Below are 18,715 nucleotides of genomic sequence, written 5' to 3'. Positions count from 1 at the left end.
AACCCCGCGAAGGAGACTGATATGGCCGACGACCGCTTCCACGTGTACGACACGACACTCCGTGACGGTGCCCAGCAGGAGGGCCTCAACCTCACGGTCGTGGACAAGCTGGCCATCGCCCGCCACCTGGACAGCCTGGGCGTCGGCTTCATCGAAGGCGGTTGGCCGGGAGCCAACCCCAAGGACACAGAGTTCTTCAGACGGGCTCGAACAGAGCTCGATCTGAAGCACGCGCAGCTAGCCGCGTTCGGCGCGACCCGCCGAGCAGGTGTCAAGGCCGCCGACGACCCGTTGGTCGCCGCGCTGCGCGAATCCGGCGCGCCGGTCGTGACCCTTGTCGCCAAGAGTCACGACCGGCACGTGGAGCTGGCCCTTCGCACGACTCTCCAGGAGAACCTCGCGATGATCCGCGACACGGTCTCTCACCTTCGTGCGGAGGGCCAGCGAGTCTTCCTCGACGCCGAGCACTTCTTCGACGGCTACAAGTCCAACCCAGCCTACGCGCTCGAAGTCCTGCGCACCGCCGCCGAGGCGGGGGCCTCGGTCATCGCCCTGTGCGACACCAACGGCGGCATGCTCCCCGACGAACTCGCCGAGGTCGTCGCCGCCGCCGTCGCGACCACGGCCAGGATCGGCATCCACTGCCACGACGACACCGGCTGCGCGGTGGCCAACACCCTGGCCGCGGTGAAGGCGGGCGCCACCCACGTACAGGGCTGCGCCAACGGCTACGGTGAGCGCTCGGGCAACGCCAACCTGTTCACCGTGGTCGCCAACCTCCAGCTCAAGCGGGGCTTCGACCTCGTCCCGAAGGAGGCGCTGGCCGACATGACCCGCGTCGCGCACGCCATCACCGAGGTCACCAACGTCATCCCGAACTCCCACGCCCCCTACGTGGGTGTCTCCGCCTTCGCTCACAAGGCCGGGCTGCACGCCAGCGCCATCAAGGTCGACCCCAACCTCTACCAGCACATCGACCCCTCCCTGGTCGGCAACGACATGCGCATGCTCGTCTCCGACATGGCGGGCCGCGCCTCCGTCGAGCTCAAGGGGCGCGAACTCGGCTACGACCTGTCGCCGGACACCTCGCGCGTCCTCGTCGAACGGGTCAAGGAGCTTGAGTCGAAGGGCTACACCTTCGAGGCGGCCGACGCCTCCTTCGAGCTGCTGCTGCGCGACACCGTCGCCGGTGACCGCAAGCGGCGCCACTTCGAGGTCGAGTCGTGGCGGGTGATCGTCGAGCGGACCCGCGACGGCGAACTGGTCAGCGAGGCCACGGTCAAGCTGCACGCCAAGGGCGAGCGGATCGTCTCGACCGGTGAGGGCAACGGCCCGGTCAACGCCCTGGACAAGGCCGTACGGCTCGGCCTGGAGAAGCTCTACCCCGAGCTCGCGGCCGTCGAGCTGATCGACTTCAAGGTGCGCATCCTTGAGGGCACCCACGGCACGGACGCCGTGACCAGGGTCCTCATCACGTCGAGCGACGAGACCGGTGAGTGGGCGACCGTCGGCGTCGACGAGAACATCATCGAGGCCTCCTGGCAGGCCCTTGAGCAGGCGGTCACCTACGGCCTGCTCAGGGCGGGCCACATCGCCGACTGACCTCACAACCGAGGGGTACGGCCTGGGCCGTACCCCTCGCCGGACGGGCGGAGAGCGAGGTCAGGACAGGGTGGCGCCCGAGACCTTGAAGCTGACCTGGCCCTCGGAGGTCTGCAGCCGCACCCTGCCGCCCGAGCAGGAGACCTCGGGGGAGGCGGTTCCCGGCACCACGACGGTGAGCAGCGCGCCCTCCGTGGCGGGGGACAGGACCGCGGGAGCGGCCTGCTTGTTCAGATAGGTGGGAGAGACCCAGCCCTGGAAGGGGTTCTGCTGGCCGGAGACCACCCGCTGCCCGCCGACCGGCTTGCAGGAGGGCATGGACAGCTGGACCAGCGTCGCCTTCCAGCCGGACTTGTCCTTGACCACGACCCGGCCGCCGCCGTTGGAGACCAGGGACATTTCACGGGCGAAGTGCCAGACGTTGCTCACCTTGGAGCCCCGGGGCACGGTGTCCAGCACCGCCATCACGTCATCGCCGTGGTTGACCAGCACCGACCGGGTCCTCGGCACGCCGTAGGCCCTGTCGGTCAGCCGGTAACTCTGCCTGTCCTGCCCGACCGAGGACTTGCTCAGGGCACTGGCCGTCTTGGGACGGAACCGGGCACCGACCACGGCGGGGGTGTTGTGCGCCTCCGGCGACATCGTCCAGCGCCGGTAGGGGGTCTTCTCGTAGGAGTCGAAGCCCACGTCGACCAGGACGTCACGGCCCTGCGCGTAGTAGGTCACACCCAGGTGGTCCTCATGGCCGTGGAACCTCAGGGCCGGGCCGAACCGGATCGAGTAGAACGCCGACTCCGGCTTGCCCCAGGCGGTGCGCCCGTAGACATAGCCGTTGCCGAAGACCCGGACCGTCTTCTTGGGGTGGTCGTAACCCGAGGGCTGTACGTCTGCGCCACCGTCGCCGATCGGGACCATGAACCCGTTCGGCTGCGTCGAGTGGGCGATGAAGTCCTCAAGAGACTCCCACCGGGAGCGGATCTCGCCGGGAACCTTCCTGCCGCACTCCTCGATGCGCTCCATCGCGAGCTTGAGCCGGTCGTAGACGTAGATCGCGTACCGGGGGGCCTGCTCACGCAGCACCCCCTGGGAGTCGATGTCGAGCTTGACGGTCGTGGTCAGCCGCCTGAGCGCCAGGTTCGACCACGTCGTGTTCTTGAAGCGGCAGCCGATGCCGAACAGCGCGATGTCCTGGTCCATCCCATGGTTGTGCCCCTTCTCGTACAGGGCCGGGTTGGAGAGCATCTTGGCGTGCTCGGCCAGGCTCTTCGACAGCCAGGACTCGTTGACGTGCCTGCTCAGGCACGTCAGGGCCGGGGCGCGCAGGGCGATCGGGTGTTCCTGCCAGGCGTACGGACTGGCCTTCGGCCCCCCGCCCCTGGGGTTGTCCGCCACCCAGTCCTTGGCGATCTCGGTGGCCCGGGCCAGATAGGCCTTCTCCCCGGTCGTCTCGTAGTCGGCGACCAGGCGGCCCATCCAGCGCAGCGAGTGGAAGACCATGCTCCAGGACCGGTTGCGGTACGGGTCGGTACGCCAGTTGACGTCCTTGCCCACCTTCACCGGCGGCAGCCCGACGAACTCGACCTTGCCCGCCATGATGTCCGCCGAGGTCGGCGTCGCCGGCAGCCAGTCTCCCTGGCACTCGGCCGTCCGCTTGACCGTTTCGGCGGCCTGCGCCGTACCGTTCGTCACGCCGCAGGCCAGGGCCAGGACGAACGAGACGGCCAGCGCTGTGCTTCTTTGCGCCGTCCGGCGGCGCCGCGAGGGTCGGGAGCCTTCGAGCCGGAGCTTTTCCTCATCTCTCCGTCGTCGTGCTCCCGCGTTCCTCAGTCCAAGCACCGACGGCGCCCAAACCAAAACCCTCACCCCTAACCGACGGCGCTCGAACCAGAACTCTCGACCCCGGCGATGAGGGGGCCAAGGTCGGCTCCTCACTCCAAGCACGGACGGCGCCAGGCCACGCCGTTCACCAGAGAAGGGGGGCGCTGGACGGCTCTGTCCGCGGGGGTGTCCAGGTCGGGTCAGTTTAGCGGTGAGTCATCGGGGAAAAGCGGGCCCTCTGGTTTCTTTGTGGCTTCTGTGACCTTTTGGGGGTGAGGGGCGCCTGAGGCGCCCCCGGCGGAGCCGTTCTCGTGCCGGTCAGGGGGTGGCGCGGGCGATCTCGGTGCTCACCCAGATGTTCGAGTGGGGGAGGGGCTCACCGGCCCTGACCGCGTCGATCCACTCCGCGGTGGTCGCCACGGCGGCGAAGTTGGAGGCCATCACCACCAGCACGTGGTTGTGCAGCTCCTCGGCCGTCGCGGTGCCCGCGTTGTTGGACAGCGGGAGGGCGCCGGTCGCGTCGGACAGGAACTCCACCTTCAGGCCCAGGTGGGCGGCGTCCCGGGCGGTCGACTCGTCGCAGTTCTGGGTCATGTAGCCGGTGATGGTCACCGTGTCGATCTCCTGAGCGGCCAGCCACTCGGCCAGATCCGTCCCGGCGAAGGACGACGCCAGCGTCTTGTCCACCAGGTGGTCGTACGGCCTGCTCCCGACCTCCTCGCGCAGCTCCCAGGAGGGGCTGCCCTTCGCGAACAGCGGGGACTCGGCCGGAGCGGTGTGCCTGACGATCACCACGGGAACACCGTGCTCGCGCGCCACGTCCATGGTGGCCACGATGTTGGCGAGACTCTCCTGCCGAGGGGGGAAGGCGATCGGTAGATTGCCGGTGAAGTACTCGTTCTGGACGTCGATGACGACTAGTGCTCGCTTCATGACTCCAGCTTGACGGGGCGGACGGTGGCCGCGTGATAGTTCTCTCAGCCATCGACCACAAAAATCCGGCCCTGCCTATTCGCGGCGCCTGCGGCGCCGCGGGCTTGGGCGCTTCGAGCCAACGCTTTCCCTCGTCGCTCATCCGCTTCGCTCCTTCGCTCCTCAGTCCAAGCGTCGGCGCGCCCAAGCCGGGTCTCTTTGCTCCGCCTGGCGGCGCCGCGGGTAGTGCCTTTTTGCTCCGCCTGGCGGCGGCGCGGGGCTTGGGCGCCTCCGAGTCGGTGCTTTCCCTCGTCGTTCGTCCGCTTCGCTCCTTCGCTCCTCAGTCCAAGCACCGACGCGCCCAAGCCGGACACTCTTCATGCACGGCACCGGTAGGGCACAAAAGCCATACCCCTCATGGATGGCACCGGTAAGGCCCAAGCCAGGGGCCTCAAGGGGGAGTCCTTGGGTCAGGCTGGGGGGCCGAAGGCTTGGCGGTAGGTGGTGGGGGAGACGCCTACCTGGCGGCGGAAGTGGGGACGGAGGGCCACCGCGGAGGCGAAGCCGGATCTGCGGGCCACCCGTTCGACCGGTTCGCCGGTGGTTTCGAGCAGGCGTTGCGCGTGCAGGACCCGCTGGTGGAGCAGCCACTGGGTGGGGGTGGTTCCGGTGGCCTGGCGGAAGCGCCGGTCGAAGGTGCGGCGGCTCATCATGGCCCGGGAGGACAGGGAGTCCACGGTCAGCTCCTGGTCGAGGTTGCGCAGAGCCCACTCCAGGGTCTCGCCCAGCGGGTCGCCGGTCTCGGGAACCGGAACGGGATGGTCGATGTACTGGGCCTGCCCACCGGCCCTGTGCGGCGGCATCACCATGGACCTGGCGATGTCGTTGGCCACCTGGTGGCCGTAGGCCCTGCGGACGAGATGGAGACACAGGTCGATGCCGCCCGCGCTTCCCGCCGAGGTCAGCAGGTCACCCTCGTCCACGTACAGCACGTCGGGCTTGACCTCGATGCTCGGATACCTGGAGGCGAGCAGCGGGGCGTAACGCCAGTGGGTCGCGGCGGGCCGTCCGTCCAGCAGGCCGGCCGCGGCCAGCACGAATGTGCCCAGGCACAGTCCGACGACGGTCGCGCCCCTGCGGTGGGCCGTACGCAGCGCCTCAAGGGCCTCGGCGGCGGGCGGCCGGTCGAGCGGGTGCCGCCAGGTCGGCACGATCACCAGGTCGGCCTCGTCCACGGCGTCCAAGCCGTACGGCGCCGACAACGCGATGCCCGCGTCCGTCCGCACCGGGCCGCCCTCGGCGGAGACCGCCCGCACGTCGAACTCCGGCGAGCCGGTACGTCGTTCGCCGAAGACCGCGATGGGCACGGAGGCCTCGAAGAGCGGGATCTCGTCGAACATCACCACGGCGATCGTCCTGAACCCCATGGCGGAATCCTATCGATGGTTGTCTCTCCGGCCACTCGCAGGTCATCGGCGGTCACGGCAGGCTGAATCGCATGAAATACGCCGAAATCGTGGTCCCCGAGACCCCGGCCACCCGCGCGGCCATCGAGGTGGCGACCGCCTACTGTTCGCCCGCGCTGCTGAACCACTCCGTGCGGGCCTACCTGTGGGCCGCGGCGTACGCCGCGATGAACGACATCGCCTTCGACGCCGAACTGCTCTACGTCTCCTCGATGCTCCACGACATCGGGCTGGTCAGGGAGTTCGACAGCCACACGGTGCCGTTCGAGGAGGCGGGGGGCCACCTCGCGTGGGTCTTCTGCGCGGCGGCCGGATGGCCGGTGGAACGGCGGGTGCGCGCCTGCGAGGTGATCGTGCGCCACATGTGGGCCGAGGTGGACGTCGAGAAGGACCCGGAGGGCCACCTGCTCGAACTGTCCACCGGCCTGGACATCTCGGGAAGACGGTCGGAGGCCTTCCCCGAGGAGCTGAGGGCCGAGATCCTCGAACGTCACCCCCGCCTCGGGATCGCCGGGGAGTTCGCCGCGTGCTTCGAGGACCAGGCGAAGCGCAAACCCACCAGCCTGGCCGGCCACTTCGTCCGCAACGGCTTCGCCGCCCGGGTCGCGTCGAACGTCCTGGACCGCTGACGCGCGGCGGCGCCCACGGTGCCCGCGAAGGGCCGTGCTCCGCCGCGCTCACGAGGCGGTGGTCAGGAACCGTTCCTGGGGCCGGTGCTCTGGACGACCTCGAAGGACCACAGGGTGGAACCGGTCGCGGCGGGCCCGCCGTGGCCCTGGCCGTGTCCCTGGCCGTGTCCCTGATGGGGGGCCGCCGCATGGCCGTGACCCTGCTGACCCTGTGCCGCGGCCTCGGTCGAGGCCTGGGCGTGGCCTCGCTGGAAGGCCTGGCTCTGCGTCCAGCGTTCGAAGTCCTCCTCGGACCTCCAGCGGGTGTAGACGAGGTACTGGTCGGTGCCCTCCAGCGGGCGGAGCAGCTCGAACCACTCGAAGCCGTCGGAGGACTCGACCATCCCGGCCCGTCCGGAGAAACGCTGTTCCAGCTCCTCGCGCCGCTCGGCGGGAACGGTCAGCACATTGATCTTCACAACGCTCATGAACCCATCCTGCCCCACGAGGTCAACGCCGGTTCGTGCGACTAGCGCCTCTCCAGGTTCACCCTGGTGACGGCCGGTACGTGCGCCAGTTCCAGGGCTTGGCGCATGTGGGGGATGGCGCGGCGGCCGAGCTGCTCGCGCAGCGCGCTCATCGGCGCGTCCTCGTCGGCGACGACGCGCAGCCGTACGGCGGGATGGGCCTTCGTGCCGACCATCGCGGCGCTGGCGCTCAGGACCGCCGGGTGGGCGCCGACCTCGCCGGCGACCGCGTCGGCGACGGTCGAGCCGCGCACGTCGGTGGTCCCGCCGGAACCGCTCTGCAGGCGGAAGTCGCCCAGCCGGTCACGCCGTCCCTGCACGAGGAGCCAGCGCAGCCCGAGCAGGGCCAGCACGACCGCCGCCAGGGCGATCACCCACCACAGCCACGGTGAGTGCGTGGCGAAGGTGGCTCGTACCGGGTCGTTGACCAGCGGTTCGTCCCCGGGCGCCACCGCCCTGGGCAGGGTGTGCGCGCCCCGGGCCAGCGTGTAGCCACCGAGAAGCAACAGCAGCACCCCCATGATCAACAGGCCGACCCTGTTGCCCCGCCCGGTCTTCCTGTTCACGACGCTCACTCTCCTCGTAGCCGTACACGCACCGGGTAGTCCTTCAGCGGGCCGAGGGCGGCGATCCGTGTGGTCACGGCCCGCTGTACGGCCTCGGCGAGCCCGGCAGGCTCGCGCAGCGGGCTGTGGGCCGTCACCTCGGCGGTCCTGCCCCGCAGCCTGACGCGGGCACGGTCGATCCCGGGCACCTGTTCCGCGGCGTGGGTCAGCGCGCGGGTGAAACCCCTTGGCTGCATGCCGATGATCAGTTCGGGGTCTCCCGTCCTGACCGGGATGAGCCTGGGCCGTCCCGGTATGAGGGCCAGCAGCACCAGCAGCAGGCCGAGCAGGGCGACCACCCCGGCGCCGAACAGCACCCTGGAGTCGTCCCACCTGGTCGTGGACGCCCAGGAGAGCATCCGGTCGTACGGTGTCCAGCGCAGCGGGCGGCCGAGCAACGCGGAGATCACCTCCGCGGCCACGACGACGCCCAGCGCCGTCATCAGCACGGCGGTGATGACGGCGGGGACCACCCGGCGCGGACGGAAGGCCCTGACGGCCGCCCTGTCCGCGGCGTGGTTCCTCGGAACCCGCGCGGGCGGAGCGGTCTCCTCCGTGACCTCCGCGCCGGGTGCGGTGGATGCCCCGGGGGCGGGACCCGTCCCGGGGACAGGAACCGGGACGGGCCTTTCCCCCGAGGTGGGGACCTGTGACCCGGGAATGGGGACGGTGTCGTCCTCCGCCTCCCGGGAGGGACTCCAGGAGGAGCCCGACGAAGGGTCCGAGGGAGGGACGGTCATCCTTCCTCCTCCCACACGGTCTGCCGGGGCGGGCCCTGCTCCTCGGGAGAGGGGACCACCCCGGTCACGTCGAGGTCGATCTGTCCGACGGACAGCCCGGTCAGCGTGTGGACGCGTTCGCCGACGTGCCGCCGGATCTCCTCGGCCGTCTCCAGCAGCGGGGCCGGATAGTCGACGGAGACCTCAAGCTCCAGCAGGGCGAGCCCTCCGTCGACGGTGGAGTGGGTGTGTCTCCCGAAGGTCAGCGGCCCCCGCTCGCGAACCTCCCGCACCCGTTCCACCTCCTTGGCCGCGCAGACCGCGATGCGGGTGACGACCCGCTCCGGGATCTCCGTCCTGCCGCGCAGCTCCGCCGGTACGGCGGGCCGTGCGGCGGGCTGTGCGGCGGCCGGAGCGGTCATCGCCGTCTCGCCGACAGCCGGGACACGTCGATCTCGCCGCCCTCGACGATGCGGCCGATGAGGAATCCGACGGCGCCGAGCACGAGCACGAGCAGGAAGGCGCCGAGGCCGCCGAACGCCGCCGCGAAGCCCAGGGCGATGCCGGTGGTCAGCCCGGCCACCGACCAGATTGGGAACTGGTTCATTGAACACCTCCGATATGCACGTTCACGGCGCGGTCGCCGACCAGGGGCGCGAGCGCGAGCCGTACCTCGTCGGCGATCTCCGGCAGCGGCCGTGTCGTCCGGGCGACTATGGAGACCTCGACCTCGTCCTCACGAAGGGCGACGCCGGAGACGCGCTCCCCCGGCAGGTAGGTCGCCACGGTCCCGAAGGGGCCGCCGGACAGGTCCGCCACGTCGGGGCAGTGCCGTACGGCGTCGGCTATCTCACGCGCGAGTTCGGTCACTGGACGCGGGGTTCCTGATCGGGCTGGTCGGCCTTCTCCCCGTCCTTGTCGCCGGGCAGGTGGACGTCGTCGACCTTGATGTTGACCTCGGTCACCTCAAGTCCGGTCATGCGTTCGACGCCGGTGATCACGTTGCGGCGCACGGAGGCCGCCAGGTCGGGGATGGCCACGCCGTACTCGACGACCAGGTCGAGATCGACCGCCGCCTGCCGTTCGCCCACCTCGACGGACACACCCTGGGTGGCGGTGCTCTTGTCACCGCCGACGATGCCGCGTACGGCGCCCAGCGCCCGTGCCGTTCCGGCGCCCATGTTGTAGACGCCGTTCACCTCTCTGGCCGACAGGCCCGCGATCTTCGCGACGACCCCGCTGTCGATGCTGGTGGTCCCCTTGGGGGTCACCAGGCCTCCCTGGCTCGCGGCGACGTCGGTCCGAGCCTGCGGCGCGGGGTTGCCCTCGCCCCTCGGCCTGTTCACCGTGTTGGCTTCGGTCACGTCGATTCCCTCCCCCGAGGGGAAGACGCTCGGCTTCCCCGGAAGTTACCTATGCCTCTCATACCCCCCACATGGGCACTAACCAGCACATACTTCTTCTTAGAAAAATCCTTTATGTGAGCATTTAGGGTTTTTGTTGATCTTTTTGGAATCGAGTGCTTTATGCGTGCTTTGGGGGAGTGATGGGGGTGAAGAGAGGTACGGACGGTCCGGCGGGACGCGGGGTCCGACTAGCCTTGTCGTGTGCGTATAGCGAGGTTCTCCACAGGTGAGGGTGTCGGGTTCGGCGTGGTCGAGGGCGGGCCAGGCGAGGAGTTCATCTCCGCGATCTCCGGGCACCCGTTCGGCCCGATCCAGTTCACCGGTGAGCGTCACTCGCTCTCGCGGGTCAGGCTGGTCGCGCCGATGCTGCCCAGCAAGGTCGTCGCGATCGGCAAGAACTACGCCGACCACGCCAAGGAGATGGGTGGCGAGGTCCCCGACGAGCCGCTGGTCTTCCTCAAGCCCTCGACCTCGGTGATCGGGCCGGGAGAGTCCATCTCCTACCCGACCGGGCTGAGCAGCAGGGTCGACTACGAGGGCGAGCTCGCGGTGGTCATCGGCAGGCTCTGCCGTGAGGTCCCCGCGGAGCGCGCCCATGAGGTGATCTTCGGCTACACGTGCGCCAACGACGTCACCGCCCGTGACCTGCAGAAGAAGGACGTGCAGTTCACCCGGGCCAAGGGGTTCGACACCTTCTGCCCGCTCGGCCCGTGGATCCAGACCGAACTCGACGTGACCGACGTCGGCATCACGACGACGGTGAACGGCCAGGTCAGGCAGAGCTCTCGCACCTCCAAGCTCATCTATGACATCCCCACGCTGATCGCCCACGTCAGCGCGGTCATGACCCTCATCCCCGGCGACGTGATCCTGACCGGGACACCGGAAGGGGTCGGCCCGCTCGACGTCGGCGACGAGGTCAGCGTCGCCATCGAAGGAATCGGCACTCTCACCAACCGGGTGGTCTCCCGTGATTAGGGTTCGTTTCGCCCCGTCCCCCACCGGCATGTTCCACGTCGGTGGCGCGCGTTCCGCGCTGTTCAACTGGGCGCTGGCCGAGCAGTCGGGCGGCAGGTTCGTGCTGCGCATCGAGGACACCGACGCGGCCCGCAACCGCCCTGAGTGGACCGAGGGCATCATCTCCGCGCTGGCCTGGATCGGCATCAACGAGGAGAGCCCCCTCTTCGAGGGGCCCTACTTCCAGTCGTCCTACGCCGAGCAGCACAAGGAGGCCGTGGCCAAGCTGGCCGCCGACGGCCGCGCCTACTACTGCACCTGCACCCGCGAGGACGTCAAGGCCCGCACCGGCTCCGAGCACCAGGGCTACGACGGCTTCTGCCGCGACCGCGGCCTGACCGAGGGCGCCGTACGGTTCCGCACCCCCGACGAGGGCGTCACCGTGGTCGAGGACCTCGTCCGCGGCACGGTCGAGTTCCCCAACAACGCGATGGAGGACTTCGTCATCGCGCGCGGTGACGGCTCTCCGCTGTTCGTCCTGGCCAACGTGGTCGACGACGTCGAGATGCGCATCAGCCATGTGGTCCGCGCCGAGGAGCACCTGTCCAACACCCCCAAGCAGCAGCTGCTCTGGCAGGCGCTCGGCCTCACCCCGCCCGTATGGGCGCACGTGCCGGTCATCGTCAACGAGAAGCGCCAGAAGCTGTCCAAGCGCCGCGACAAGGTGGCCCTGGAGTCCTACCGCGACGAGGGCTACCTGCCGGAGGCGATGGTCAACTACCTGATGCTGCTCGGCTGGGGGACCGGCGAGGACCGGGAGATCATGCCCTGGTCGGAGATGGTGCCGAGGTTCAGGCTGGAGGACGTCAACCCGTCCTCGGCCTTCTTCGACGAGAAGAAGCTGCGGGCCTTCAACGGCGAGTACATCAGGGCGCTGTCCCCTGAGGAGTTCGTCGCCCGCTGCGAGCCGTGGCTCGAACCCGGCTGGGACCGCGAGACCTTCGCCAAGATCGCCGAACTGGCCCAGACCCGCATCTCGGTCCTGTCGGAGATCAGGGACAACGTCGACTTCCTCTTCCTGGACGAGCCCGTCTTCGACCAGGCCTCGTGGGACAAGGCCATGAAGACCTCCGCCAAGGAGATCCTCACCGGCTACCTCGCCCGCCTGGAGACGGTCGCGATGGACCCCGACTCGCTCAAGGCCGCGCTTGAGGAGGTCGGCGCGGAGCACGGCCTCAAGCTGGGCAAGGCCCAGGCCCCGGTCCGGGTGGCGATCACCGGCAGGACCGTCGGACTGCCGTTGTTCGAGTCGATCGAGGCCCTCGGCCGGGAGCGGTCCGCGGCCCGGATCCGCGCCGCGCTCGCCAGGCTCGAAGCCTGAGGCTCGAAGAGGAGACCGGGACGAGGACGAGCGTGAGGGCGATGGCGGCACCCGCCGCCATCGCCAGCCAGACCCCGGTCACCCCCAGCAGGGGCCCCAGGAAGTAGGCGCAGGAGAGCTGGACCGCGAAACCCGTGAGGGTCGCGGCCAGCAGCCTGCCGCCTCGCCCGCTCGCCTGGAACGCCCCGCCGACGGCGATCAGGCCGCCGAACGGGACGAGATACAGCGGCATCCAGCGCAGGAAGCCGACGGCCGCGTCGGTAACGTCGGGATCATCGGTGAACAGACCGGTCACACCCCGCGCGGAGAGGGCCAGCACGACGCCGACGACCAGACCCGTCAGCAGTCCGTACGGCAGGGCGGGGCCCGCCTCGCCCGAGCGGGCCGTCTGGATGGTGCTCGCCTGGCGGAGCGCGTAGAACGCCATCACCCCGGCCAACATGATCTTCAGGCCGATGCCGTAGCCCGCCAGATCGGCCACCCCGAAGCCGCCGACCACCCCGACCATGACCATGCCGACGAGCGCCCTGGCCAGGAAGTCCCCCGACAGGGGAAGCCCGGCCCGGAGGATCTCGGCGGCGTCGCGGCGGTTCGGGCCCTGCCGCGCGTCGCGGGGCGTGCGTCGTAGGAGGAGGGTCAGGGAGAGCGCGAGCGTCACCGCGCGGGCCAGCACCGTCGCCCAGGCGGCCCCCTGGACACCCAGGCCGAACGAATAGATGAACAGCGGGTCGAGGGCGATCACCAGAACGTTGCACAGCAACGCGACACGCATGGGGGTGGTCGTGTCGCCCCGCCCCTTGAAGATTCCGTCTGTGAGCGACTGGGCGTAGAAGACGGGAATCCCGGCCAGCGAGACCAGGAGGAATTCGGCGGTCAGCGCGGCCGTCGCCGGATCGTCGGTGAAGAGCGCCGCCAGCGGCTCCCGCGCCAGGACCCCGGGCACCGTGACCGCCAGGCTGACGACCGCCCACAGCAGCCACGCCGTACGGACCACGGGCGTGAGCGGTCCGGACCCGTCGCGCCTGCCGACCACGATGGTCGTCCCGGTCCCGACCGCCAGGACGACGCCCAGGGCGAGGTGTTCCACGGTGGTCGCGATCGTCACCGCGGCCACGGCCGGGCCGCCGAGGCCCGAGACCCAGAACAGGTCGATCAGGCCGACCGCGACCACGGCGGTCAGCAACTCCACGTAGACGGGCAGGGCCAGGCGGATCAATGACATCACTGTACCTCTTTTCGAGCTATATCGTTTAGAGGTATAGCGATACGATGCACCCATGGCAAACGGTGATCTGTCCCTGTCGATCCTCGGCCTCCTGGGGGAGGGGCCGATGCACGGCTACGAGCTCAAGGGCCGCATCCTGGAGATGAGCGGTCACCTACGGCCCGTCAGCGACGGAGCCCTCTATCCGGCGATCGCCCGCCTGGAGAGGGCCGGGCTCGTGGCACGACACGAGGAGGAGGGGACGGCGGCCGCCCGCAGGCAGGTCCTCACCCTGACCGAGGAGGGCCGGGCGGAGCTGTGGCGCAGGCTTTCCGAGCCCGCCGATCTCGACATCAGCGACCAGACCCGCTTCTTCGGGCTGCTGGCCTTCCTGGCCCAGCTCCCCGACCCCGCAGCCCAGGCGAGGGTGTTGCGCCGCCGTCTTGACTTCCTGGAGACCCCGGCCGGGTTCTTCTACCGGGACGGCAGGCCCCTACGCGCCGAGGAGGTCGCCGACCCCTTCAGGCGGGGCATGCTGCTGGTCGCCAGGGCCACCTCCGCCGCCGAACGACAGTGGCTGAGAGAGGCCCTGGCGACCCTGGAACGGCCCTGACGTCCGGTCGGTCAGTGGGGCGTGCGGTCCGGAACGGTGATGGGGAAGAAGGGGCTGACCCCGTACTCCCGAAGCCACAACGCGGCAGAGGCGCCCGTCCGAGCCGGATCGAGAGACCCGGCCCAGACTCGATCCAACCCCCCACGTCGCATGTGAGGGGTTCGTCTCATGCTTCCCCGGTGCCGCGTGTGAGGGGTGTCGGCTTGGGCGTGTCGGTGTCTGGACCGAGGAGCGAAGGAGCGAAGCGGGTGAGCGACGAGGGAAGACACCGACCCGAGGCGCCCAAGCCCGCGCCGCCGCAGGCGGAGCAAAGAGACATGGCTTGGGCGTGTCGGTGCTTGGACTGAGGAGCGAAGGAGCGAAGCGGGTGAGCGACGAGGGAAAGCACCGACACGAAAGCGCCCAAGCCCCGCGACGCCGAAGGCGGCGCAAAGGGACACAACCCGCGCCGCCGCAGGCGGAGCAAAGGTTAACGCAGTCCGCGACGCTCCAGCAGCGGCTCGATCCGTGGGTCGTGTCCCCGGAAGGCCCGGAAGGCGTCCATGACGTCCATGGAGCCGCCGACGGACAGCAGGGCCGACCTGAAGTGGTCGCCGTTCTCGCGCCTGAGGCCGTCGTTCTCCTTGAACCACTCGACGCTCTCGGCGTCCAGCACCTCGCTCCAGATGTAGGAGTAGTAGCCGGCGCTGTAGCCGCCCACACCGCTGGAGAAGATGTGCGCGAAGTAGTTGGTCCGGTAGCGGGGGCGGACGAGCTCGAAGGCGATTCCAGCGCTTTGCAGGGCATGCGCCTCGAAGGCCTCGGGGTCCTCGACGGTCTGGCCGGGCGCCAGCTTGTGCCAGGCCCAGTCGAGCAGCGCGGCGGCGAGATACTCCACGGTCGCGAAGCCCTGGTTGAACTTCTCCGCGGCCTTCATCTTCTCCAGCAGTTCGGCGGGCACCGGTTCGCCGGTCTCGTGGTGCCTGGCGAAGTTGGCGAGGACGGAGGGCCAGGTCGCCCACATCTCGTTGACCTGGGAGGGGTACTCGACGAAGTCCCTGGGCACCTCGGTGCCGGAGACCCGGGGGAAGCGGACGTCGGAGAACAGTCCGTGCAGGGCGTGGCCGAACTCGTGGAAGGCGGTGGTGACCTCGTCGAAGGTCAGCAGCGTCGGGCCCTGCGTCGGCTTGGTGATGTTGAGGTTGTTCATCACCACCGGCAGGTGGCCGAACAGGTGCGACTGGTCGACGAGGTTGTTCATCCACGCGCCGCCCCGCTTGGTCGGCCGCGCGTACGGGTCGAAGAGGAACAGGCCGAGCTGTGAGCCGTCGGTGTCGAACACCTCGAAGGTCCGCACGTCCGGGTGGTACCCGGCGAGGTCGTCCCGCTCGGTGAAGGTGATCCCGTACAGCTCGCCGGCGGCGTGGAAGACGCCGTCGCGAAGCACCCGGTCCAGTTCGAAGTAGGGGCGCAGTTCGGCGCCGTCGAAGTCGTAGCGCGACTTGCGCACCTTCTCCGCGTAGAACGACCAGTCCCACGGCTCGATGGGGAATCCGGCCTCCTGCGCCAGTGCCTCGGCCTCCCGGCGGGCGTTGGCCACCGCGGGGCCGACGAGCTTGCCGAGCATCTCCTCGACGGCCTCGGTGGTCTTGGCCGTCTGGTCGGCCACGGAGTAGGCGGCGTGGTCGGAGTAGCCGAGCAGGGCGGCGCGTTCCGCGCGCAGGGTGGCCAGCCGTACGGCCAGGCCGAAGTTCTCCGGCGCCCGGTTCACCGAGAGCTCGTAGAGCCTTCTGCGGGTGTTCCGGTCGGTCAGTTCGGCCAGGGCGGGCTGGTTGGTGAAGTTGAGCAGCGGCAGGACGTACTCGCCGTCCTTCTCGATCGCCTTGATCGCGCTCTCGGAGAGCCCGTCGAGTTCGGCGGGGTCGCCGACGACGAGGGCGGAGGCGGTCGAGGCCTTGAGCAGGTTCTGGGAGAAGGAGGTGGCGAGCCGGGTCAGTTCCTCGTTGAGCTCACGCAGCCGCAGCTGCTCGGGCTCGGACAGGTCGGCGCCCGCCCTGACGAAGTCCACCCGGTACTTCTCCAGCAGCCACGCCTCCTGGGGGTCGTCGGTGGTGACCTGCTTGATCCGCGCGTAGAGGGCGCGGTTCAGTCGGATGGCGTCGTCGTGCTTGGTCAGCTTGGGGAAGATCTCGGTCTCGATCTCCCGGATGCGGTCGGTGGCGTCCGAGGCGGCGACGCTGGAGAAGACGATCGTCGTCCTGTACAGGATCTGCCCGGAGCGTTCGAGGGCCTCGACGGTGTTGGCGAACGTGGCGGGCTCGGGGTTGGCGGTGATCGCCTCGACCTCCCGGAGCTGCTCCGCCATGCCGTGTTCGAAGGCGGGCAGGTAGTGCTCCTCCCGGATCCGCGCGAAGTCCGGCAGCCGGTACGGCAGCGCGCTGGGAGCGAAGAAGGGGTTCTCAGCCAAGGTAAGGGCTCCTCACGTGAGACCGGATCGGACCGGATCGGATCGTCTGCAGCAGCGTCGCACAGCCCCCTGCCCGGGGACAGCGGAGGCACCGGGGAGGCCTCCCGCGACCGGGGCGGCCAATCGTTTTGGCCTTGACCCCCAACCTGGGCTATTCTTTCGGAGTCGCCAGCGAGCCCCGCAAGGGGGTCAAGGGCGGTGGGGTATGGTGTAATTGGCAACACGACTGATTCTGGTTCAGTTATTCTAGGTTCGAGTCCTGGTACCCCAGCTGCGTCTCCCTTCAGGAGACGCCGCGGATTCCGTCTCAATGGGATCCGACGACAGTGTCACGGTCCCGTCGTCTAGTGGCCTAGGACGCCGCCCTCTCAAGGCGGTAACGCCGGTTCGAATCCGGTCGGGACTACCACTGTCAGCATCGCAAGGCTCCGTCGTCTAGTGGCCTAGGACGCCGCCCTCTCAAGGCGGTAGCGCCGGTTCGAATCCGGTCGGGGCTACCCAGGTGAACCCTCGGAAGCGCAGGCTTCCGGGGGTTTTCTGCTTTTCAGGAAAAGCGGTCCGCGGAAATACGCGTCCGCGGGTGATCGTTCCCACCGGGAGAATCGTCTTCGCGTGGAAAAAAGACCGCGATGCGCCCCGAGACGGGGCGCACCGCGAGGGCGTCAGTTGTGGCTTGAACGGGCCTTGAACAGGGCCCGTTTGGCCGCCTTGCCGACCTGGCGGTCGGGGTGGGCCTTGCCGATCGCCTCCAGGAGCTCCTCCAGATGGGGGTGCGGCACCTTCCAGATCACGTCGAGCAGGTTGACGAGGTTCGGCACGTTGCCGATGTCGTCGAGGCTGCTGACGAACTCGGGGCGGCCGAGGCCCGCCGAGATGGTCAGCATGTCGAGGATGAGCCAGTGGGTGTCGGCCTGGGTGGGCGGCGGGGCGTCCTCGACGCCGAGCTGCGCCAGGTGGGTGGCCGCGTAGGGGCGCAGGGAGGGCTCGTCGAGGGCCTCCTGCCAGGCGGGCACCGCGATCTCGCCCAGCGAGCCGACCATGCTGGCCGCCTGGACCCTGACGAGGGCGTCCGCGTCGTCCTCCGCGGCGGCCTCCAGCAGCTCCCTGGCGGCCTTGCCGGGCTCGCGGAGCTCCATCCAGGCGGCGAACTCGGCGTCGGCCTCCTCCTCGGGCAGCTCCGCGCTGAAGGACAGCAGGTCGAGGGCCGTCATCGCGTCGATGGCGGGGCGGGCGTCCAGTTCGATGTCGGCGTCGTCGGCCAGGTGGACGACGCCCTCCATGCCGAGCGGCGTCAGCCGTACCTGGTCGTGCTCGACCTCGACCATGCCGTAGCCGGCGAGCCAGTCGAGCACGGGGGCGAGCGGGTCGCCGTACTGCGCGACCGCCGCGGCCCAGGCCTGCGCGCCCTGGTCGTCGTACTCGGCGACGGCCTCCTCAAGCTCGGCACGCAGTTCGGCCAGGCCCTTTGAGCCGGTCGCCAGCAGCACCCTGACCAGCAGCGCCCTGGTCAGGCCGGACAGGGCGATCGTGGCATCCTCGTCGTCGAGCTCGGGGTCGCCGTAGTCGATCGAGTGCAGACCGGCCAGCCAGGCGTCCAGGACGTCGTCGTCCTCCTCGAACGGCCATTCGGCGGTGTCGGGGTCGGCGCTGACGGTGTCCTCGCCCTCCGGCTGGAGGAAGTCGAGGTCGATCGCGAGGTTCCAGATGTTCCAGAGCGCGGGCACCGAGTCGGCCAGCGAGGCACCGTCCGTCTCGGGGACGGGAAGGCCGAGGGCGCCGAGGGCCTCAATGATCTCCGCGTCGGTGAGCAGGCTCGTCTCGCCGACCTGGCGTTCGGAACCGACCCACACCGCCAGATCGCGGGCCTTGACGATCAGCTTGACCTCCCGGGCGGCCGAGGCCAGCTCGCTGTCGGGACGGAGCCGGATCGTGTCCAGCTCCGCGAGCTCGTCCGCGAACGGCTCGAAGTCTCCAAGTCCGTCGATCTCGTCCTCTTCGTCCTCGTCGTCGTACTCGTCGTCCTGTTCGGCGGCGAGGTCCTCCATCGCGTCGACGAAGTCGTCCTCGATGCGGTCGAGTTCGGCGAGCAGTTCCTTGAGCGAGGAGGATCCCGCGCTCAGCTTCCCGGTCTCGGACAGGAAGGTCAGGTAGGCGCGGACCGCGGGCACCATGCCGTCGGCGGCCGCGTCCGGGTCCTCGACGACCTGGGGCATCCGGTCCAGCAGAACGGCGCGCAGGTCGGCCCGCTTCCACCGGCCGACGTCCGTCGAGGCGATCAGCCGGTGCCAGAGGGCGACGGAGCCCACCAAGTTGGAATCGCTGCCGGGCGCGTTCTCACGCGCCCAGAGGATGAAGTCTTGGAGCAGGGGACGCAGTTCAGCGGCGGCTGCCTCAATGCGATCTGTCACCTACCCAGCCTAGGGGGCCGGAAGGGTGCTCGCCTCCTCATAT

At 69.4% G+C, this 18,715-nt stretch carries 18 protein-coding genes and 3 tRNA genes; 8 read left to right on the top strand and 13 right to left on the bottom strand.

The annotated features are described in order from the left end of the window. Positions 1-21: 21 nt before the first annotated feature. Entirely contained in the window at positions 22-1,602 is a 1,581-nt protein-coding gene (cimA, locus tag ABZ470_RS02315; protein ID WP_362909432.1) for a citramalate synthase, read from the top strand. Between the two features lie 60 nt (positions 1,603-1,662). On the opposite strand, the gene ABZ470_RS02310 is transcribed toward cimA, so the two are convergent. The 3 genes from ABZ470_RS02310 to ABZ470_RS02300 form a co-directional block, all read right to left on the bottom strand. Beyond that, a complete protein-coding gene (locus tag ABZ470_RS02310; RefSeq protein WP_362909430.1) occupies positions 1,663-3,291 on the bottom strand; it encodes a heparinase II/III family protein in 1,629 nt (542 codons plus the stop codon). 447 nt (positions 3,292-3,738) lie between these two features. Continuing rightward, positions 3,739-4,353 carry a cysteine hydrolase family protein gene (locus ABZ470_RS02305; RefSeq protein ID WP_362909428.1) on the bottom strand — a complete coding sequence of 205 codons (615 nt, stop codon included), beginning with the start codon at positions 4,351-4,353 and terminating at the stop codon, positions 3,739-3,741. Positions 4,354-4,802: 449 nt separating this feature from the next. Then, positions 4,803-5,759 carry a helix-turn-helix domain-containing protein gene (locus ABZ470_RS02300; protein WP_362909426.1) on the bottom strand — a complete coding sequence of 319 codons (957 nt, stop codon included), beginning with the start codon at positions 5,757-5,759 and terminating at the stop codon, positions 4,803-4,805. A gap of 71 nt (positions 5,760-5,830) precedes the next feature. Between ABZ470_RS02300 and ABZ470_RS02295 the strand changes: the two genes are divergently transcribed. Next, a complete protein-coding gene (locus ABZ470_RS02295; protein WP_352010254.1) occupies positions 5,831-6,427 on the top strand; it encodes an HD domain-containing protein in 597 nt (198 codons plus the stop codon). A gap of 62 nt (positions 6,428-6,489) precedes the next feature. On the opposite strand, the gene ABZ470_RS02290 is transcribed toward ABZ470_RS02295, so the two are convergent. From ABZ470_RS02290 to ABZ470_RS02260, 7 genes are read right to left on the bottom strand one after another with little or no spacing between them, the layout of a single operon-like run. Beyond that, positions 6,490-6,894: an antibiotic biosynthesis monooxygenase gene (locus tag ABZ470_RS02290; protein ID WP_362909424.1), complete on the bottom strand. Its 405-nt coding sequence runs from the start codon at positions 6,892-6,894 to the stop codon at positions 6,490-6,492. A gap of 41 nt (positions 6,895-6,935) precedes the next feature. Next, positions 6,936-7,499, bottom strand: a complete 564-nt coding sequence (locus ABZ470_RS02285; RefSeq protein ID WP_362909422.1) for a hypothetical protein — start codon at positions 7,497-7,499, stop codon at positions 6,936-6,938. 5 nt (positions 7,500-7,504) lie between these two features. Continuing rightward, positions 7,505-8,278 carry a DUF6286 domain-containing protein gene (locus tag ABZ470_RS02280; RefSeq protein WP_352010257.1) on the bottom strand — a complete coding sequence of 258 codons (774 nt, stop codon included), beginning with the start codon at positions 8,276-8,278 and terminating at the stop codon, positions 7,505-7,507. Continuing rightward, positions 8,275-8,679, bottom strand: coding sequence for an Asp23/Gls24 family envelope stress response protein (locus ABZ470_RS02275; protein WP_352010258.1), 405 nt, complete (start codon positions 8,677-8,679; stop codon positions 8,275-8,277). The genes ABZ470_RS02280 and ABZ470_RS02275 overlap by 4 nt, the downstream gene beginning before the upstream one ends. Continuing rightward, positions 8,676-8,864 carry a hypothetical protein gene (locus ABZ470_RS02270; RefSeq protein ID WP_352010259.1) on the bottom strand — a complete coding sequence of 63 codons (189 nt, stop codon included), beginning with the start codon at positions 8,862-8,864 and terminating at the stop codon, positions 8,676-8,678. Before ABZ470_RS02270 ends, ABZ470_RS02275 begins: the two co-directional genes overlap by 4 nt. Further along, positions 8,861-9,127, bottom strand: a complete 267-nt coding sequence (locus ABZ470_RS02265) for a hypothetical protein (protein WP_352010260.1) — start codon at positions 9,125-9,127, stop codon at positions 8,861-8,863. Before ABZ470_RS02265 ends, ABZ470_RS02270 begins: the two co-directional genes overlap by 4 nt. Further along, entirely contained in the window at positions 9,124-9,531 is a 408-nt protein-coding gene (locus ABZ470_RS02260; protein WP_352010729.1) for an Asp23/Gls24 family envelope stress response protein, read from the bottom strand. Before ABZ470_RS02260 ends, ABZ470_RS02265 begins: the two co-directional genes overlap by 4 nt. A 333-nt stretch (positions 9,532-9,864) precedes the next feature. Between ABZ470_RS02260 and ABZ470_RS02255 the strand changes: the two genes are divergently transcribed. Both ABZ470_RS02255 and gltX read left to right on the top strand, forming a co-directional pair. Beyond that, on the top strand, positions 9,865-10,641 hold the full coding sequence (locus ABZ470_RS02255) for a fumarylacetoacetate hydrolase family protein (RefSeq protein WP_352010261.1): 777 nt from the start codon (positions 9,865-9,867) through the stop codon (positions 10,639-10,641). Positions 10,642-10,669: 28 nt separating this feature from the next. Continuing rightward, complete coding sequence (gltX, locus tag ABZ470_RS02250; RefSeq protein WP_362909646.1) at positions 10,670-12,001, top strand: glutamate--tRNA ligase; 1,332 nt, start codon at positions 10,670-10,672, stop codon at positions 11,999-12,001. Here the strand turns inward: gltX and ABZ470_RS02245 are convergent. After that, positions 11,895-13,223: an MATE family efflux transporter gene (locus tag ABZ470_RS02245; protein ID WP_362909420.1), complete on the bottom strand. Its 1,329-nt coding sequence runs from the start codon at positions 13,221-13,223 to the stop codon at positions 11,895-11,897. The two genes, gltX and ABZ470_RS02245, sit on opposite strands and share 107 nt — an antisense overlap. Before the next feature lie 55 nt (positions 13,224-13,278). Here ABZ470_RS02245 and ABZ470_RS02240 point away from each other — a divergent pair, with 55 nt between their 5' ends. Next, positions 13,279-13,818, top strand: a complete 540-nt coding sequence (locus ABZ470_RS02240) for a PadR family transcriptional regulator (RefSeq protein ID WP_362909418.1) — start codon at positions 13,279-13,281, stop codon at positions 13,816-13,818. Positions 13,819-14,287: 469 nt separating this feature from the next. Here the strand turns inward: ABZ470_RS02240 and ABZ470_RS02235 are convergent, their stop codons facing one another. Next, positions 14,288-16,264 (bottom strand): M3 family metallopeptidase, encoded by a 1,977-nt coding sequence (locus tag ABZ470_RS02235; protein WP_362909416.1) that lies wholly within the window; start codon positions 16,262-16,264, stop codon positions 14,288-14,290. Positions 16,265-16,463: 199 nt separating this feature from the next. On the opposite strand from ABZ470_RS02235, the gene ABZ470_RS02230 reads away from it, so the two are divergent. The 3 genes from ABZ470_RS02230 (at position 16,464) to ABZ470_RS02220 (ending at position 16,761) form a co-directional block, all read left to right on the top strand. Next, positions 16,464-16,535, top strand: a tRNA-Gln gene (locus ABZ470_RS02230). Positions 16,536-16,597: 62 nt separating this feature from the next. Further along, positions 16,598-16,673: transfer RNA gene (locus ABZ470_RS02225), tRNA-Glu, on the top strand. Between the two features lie 15 nt (positions 16,674-16,688). Beyond that, positions 16,689-16,761: transfer RNA gene (locus tag ABZ470_RS02220), tRNA-Glu, on the top strand. Positions 16,762-16,926: 165 nt separating this feature from the next. Here ABZ470_RS02220 and ABZ470_RS02215 read toward each other — a convergent pair. Beyond that, complete coding sequence (locus tag ABZ470_RS02215) at positions 16,927-18,672, bottom strand: hypothetical protein (protein ID WP_362909414.1); 1,746 nt, start codon at positions 18,670-18,672, stop codon at positions 16,927-16,929. Positions 18,673-18,715: the final 43 nt, after the last annotated feature.

It is taken from the genome of Streptosporangium sp. NPDC020072, from assembly GCF_040631445.1.
In the GTDB taxonomy this organism is placed as follows: domain Bacteria; phylum Actinomycetota; class Actinomycetes; order Streptosporangiales; family Streptosporangiaceae; genus Streptosporangium.
The sequence above is the reverse complement of the archived record's forward strand: the minus strand, read 5'-3'. Positions and strand labels throughout refer to the sequence as shown.

Bases quoted from the DNA above. Each gene is read 5' to 3' on its own strand.
- ABZ470_RS02275 (WP_352010258.1), bottom strand. From the start codon at position 8,679: ATGACCGCTCCGGCCGCCGCACAGCCCGCCGCACGGCCCGCCGTACCG.
- ABZ470_RS02295 (WP_352010254.1), top strand. From the start codon at position 5,831: ATGAAATACGCCGAAATCGTGGTCCCCGAGACCCCGGCCACCCGCGCG.
- ABZ470_RS02305 (WP_362909428.1), bottom strand. From the start codon at position 4,353: ATGAAGCGAGCACTAGTCGTCATCGACGTCCAGAACGAGTACTTCACC.
- ABZ470_RS02300 (WP_362909426.1), bottom strand. From the start codon at position 5,759: ATGGGGTTCAGGACGATCGCCGTGGTGATGTTCGACGAGATCCCGCTC.
- ABZ470_RS02240 (WP_362909418.1), top strand. From the start codon at position 13,279: ATGGCAAACGGTGATCTGTCCCTGTCGATCCTCGGCCTCCTGGGGGAG.
- cimA (WP_362909432.1), top strand. From the start codon at position 22: ATGGCCGACGACCGCTTCCACGTGTACGACACGACACTCCGTGACGGT.
- ABZ470_RS02280 (WP_352010257.1), bottom strand. From the start codon at position 8,278: ATGACCGTCCCTCCCTCGGACCCTTCGTCGGGCTCCTCCTGGAGTCCC.
- gltX (WP_362909646.1), top strand. From the start codon at position 10,670: ATGTTCCACGTCGGTGGCGCGCGTTCCGCGCTGTTCAACTGGGCGCTG.
- ABZ470_RS02290 (WP_362909424.1), bottom strand. From the start codon at position 6,894: ATGAGCGTTGTGAAGATCAATGTGCTGACCGTTCCCGCCGAGCGGCGC.
- ABZ470_RS02270 (WP_352010259.1), bottom strand. From the start codon at position 8,864: ATGAACCAGTTCCCAATCTGGTCGGTGGCCGGGCTGACCACCGGCATC.
- ABZ470_RS02245 (WP_362909420.1), bottom strand. From the start codon at position 13,223: ATGTCATTGATCCGCCTGGCCCTGCCCGTCTACGTGGAGTTGCTGACC.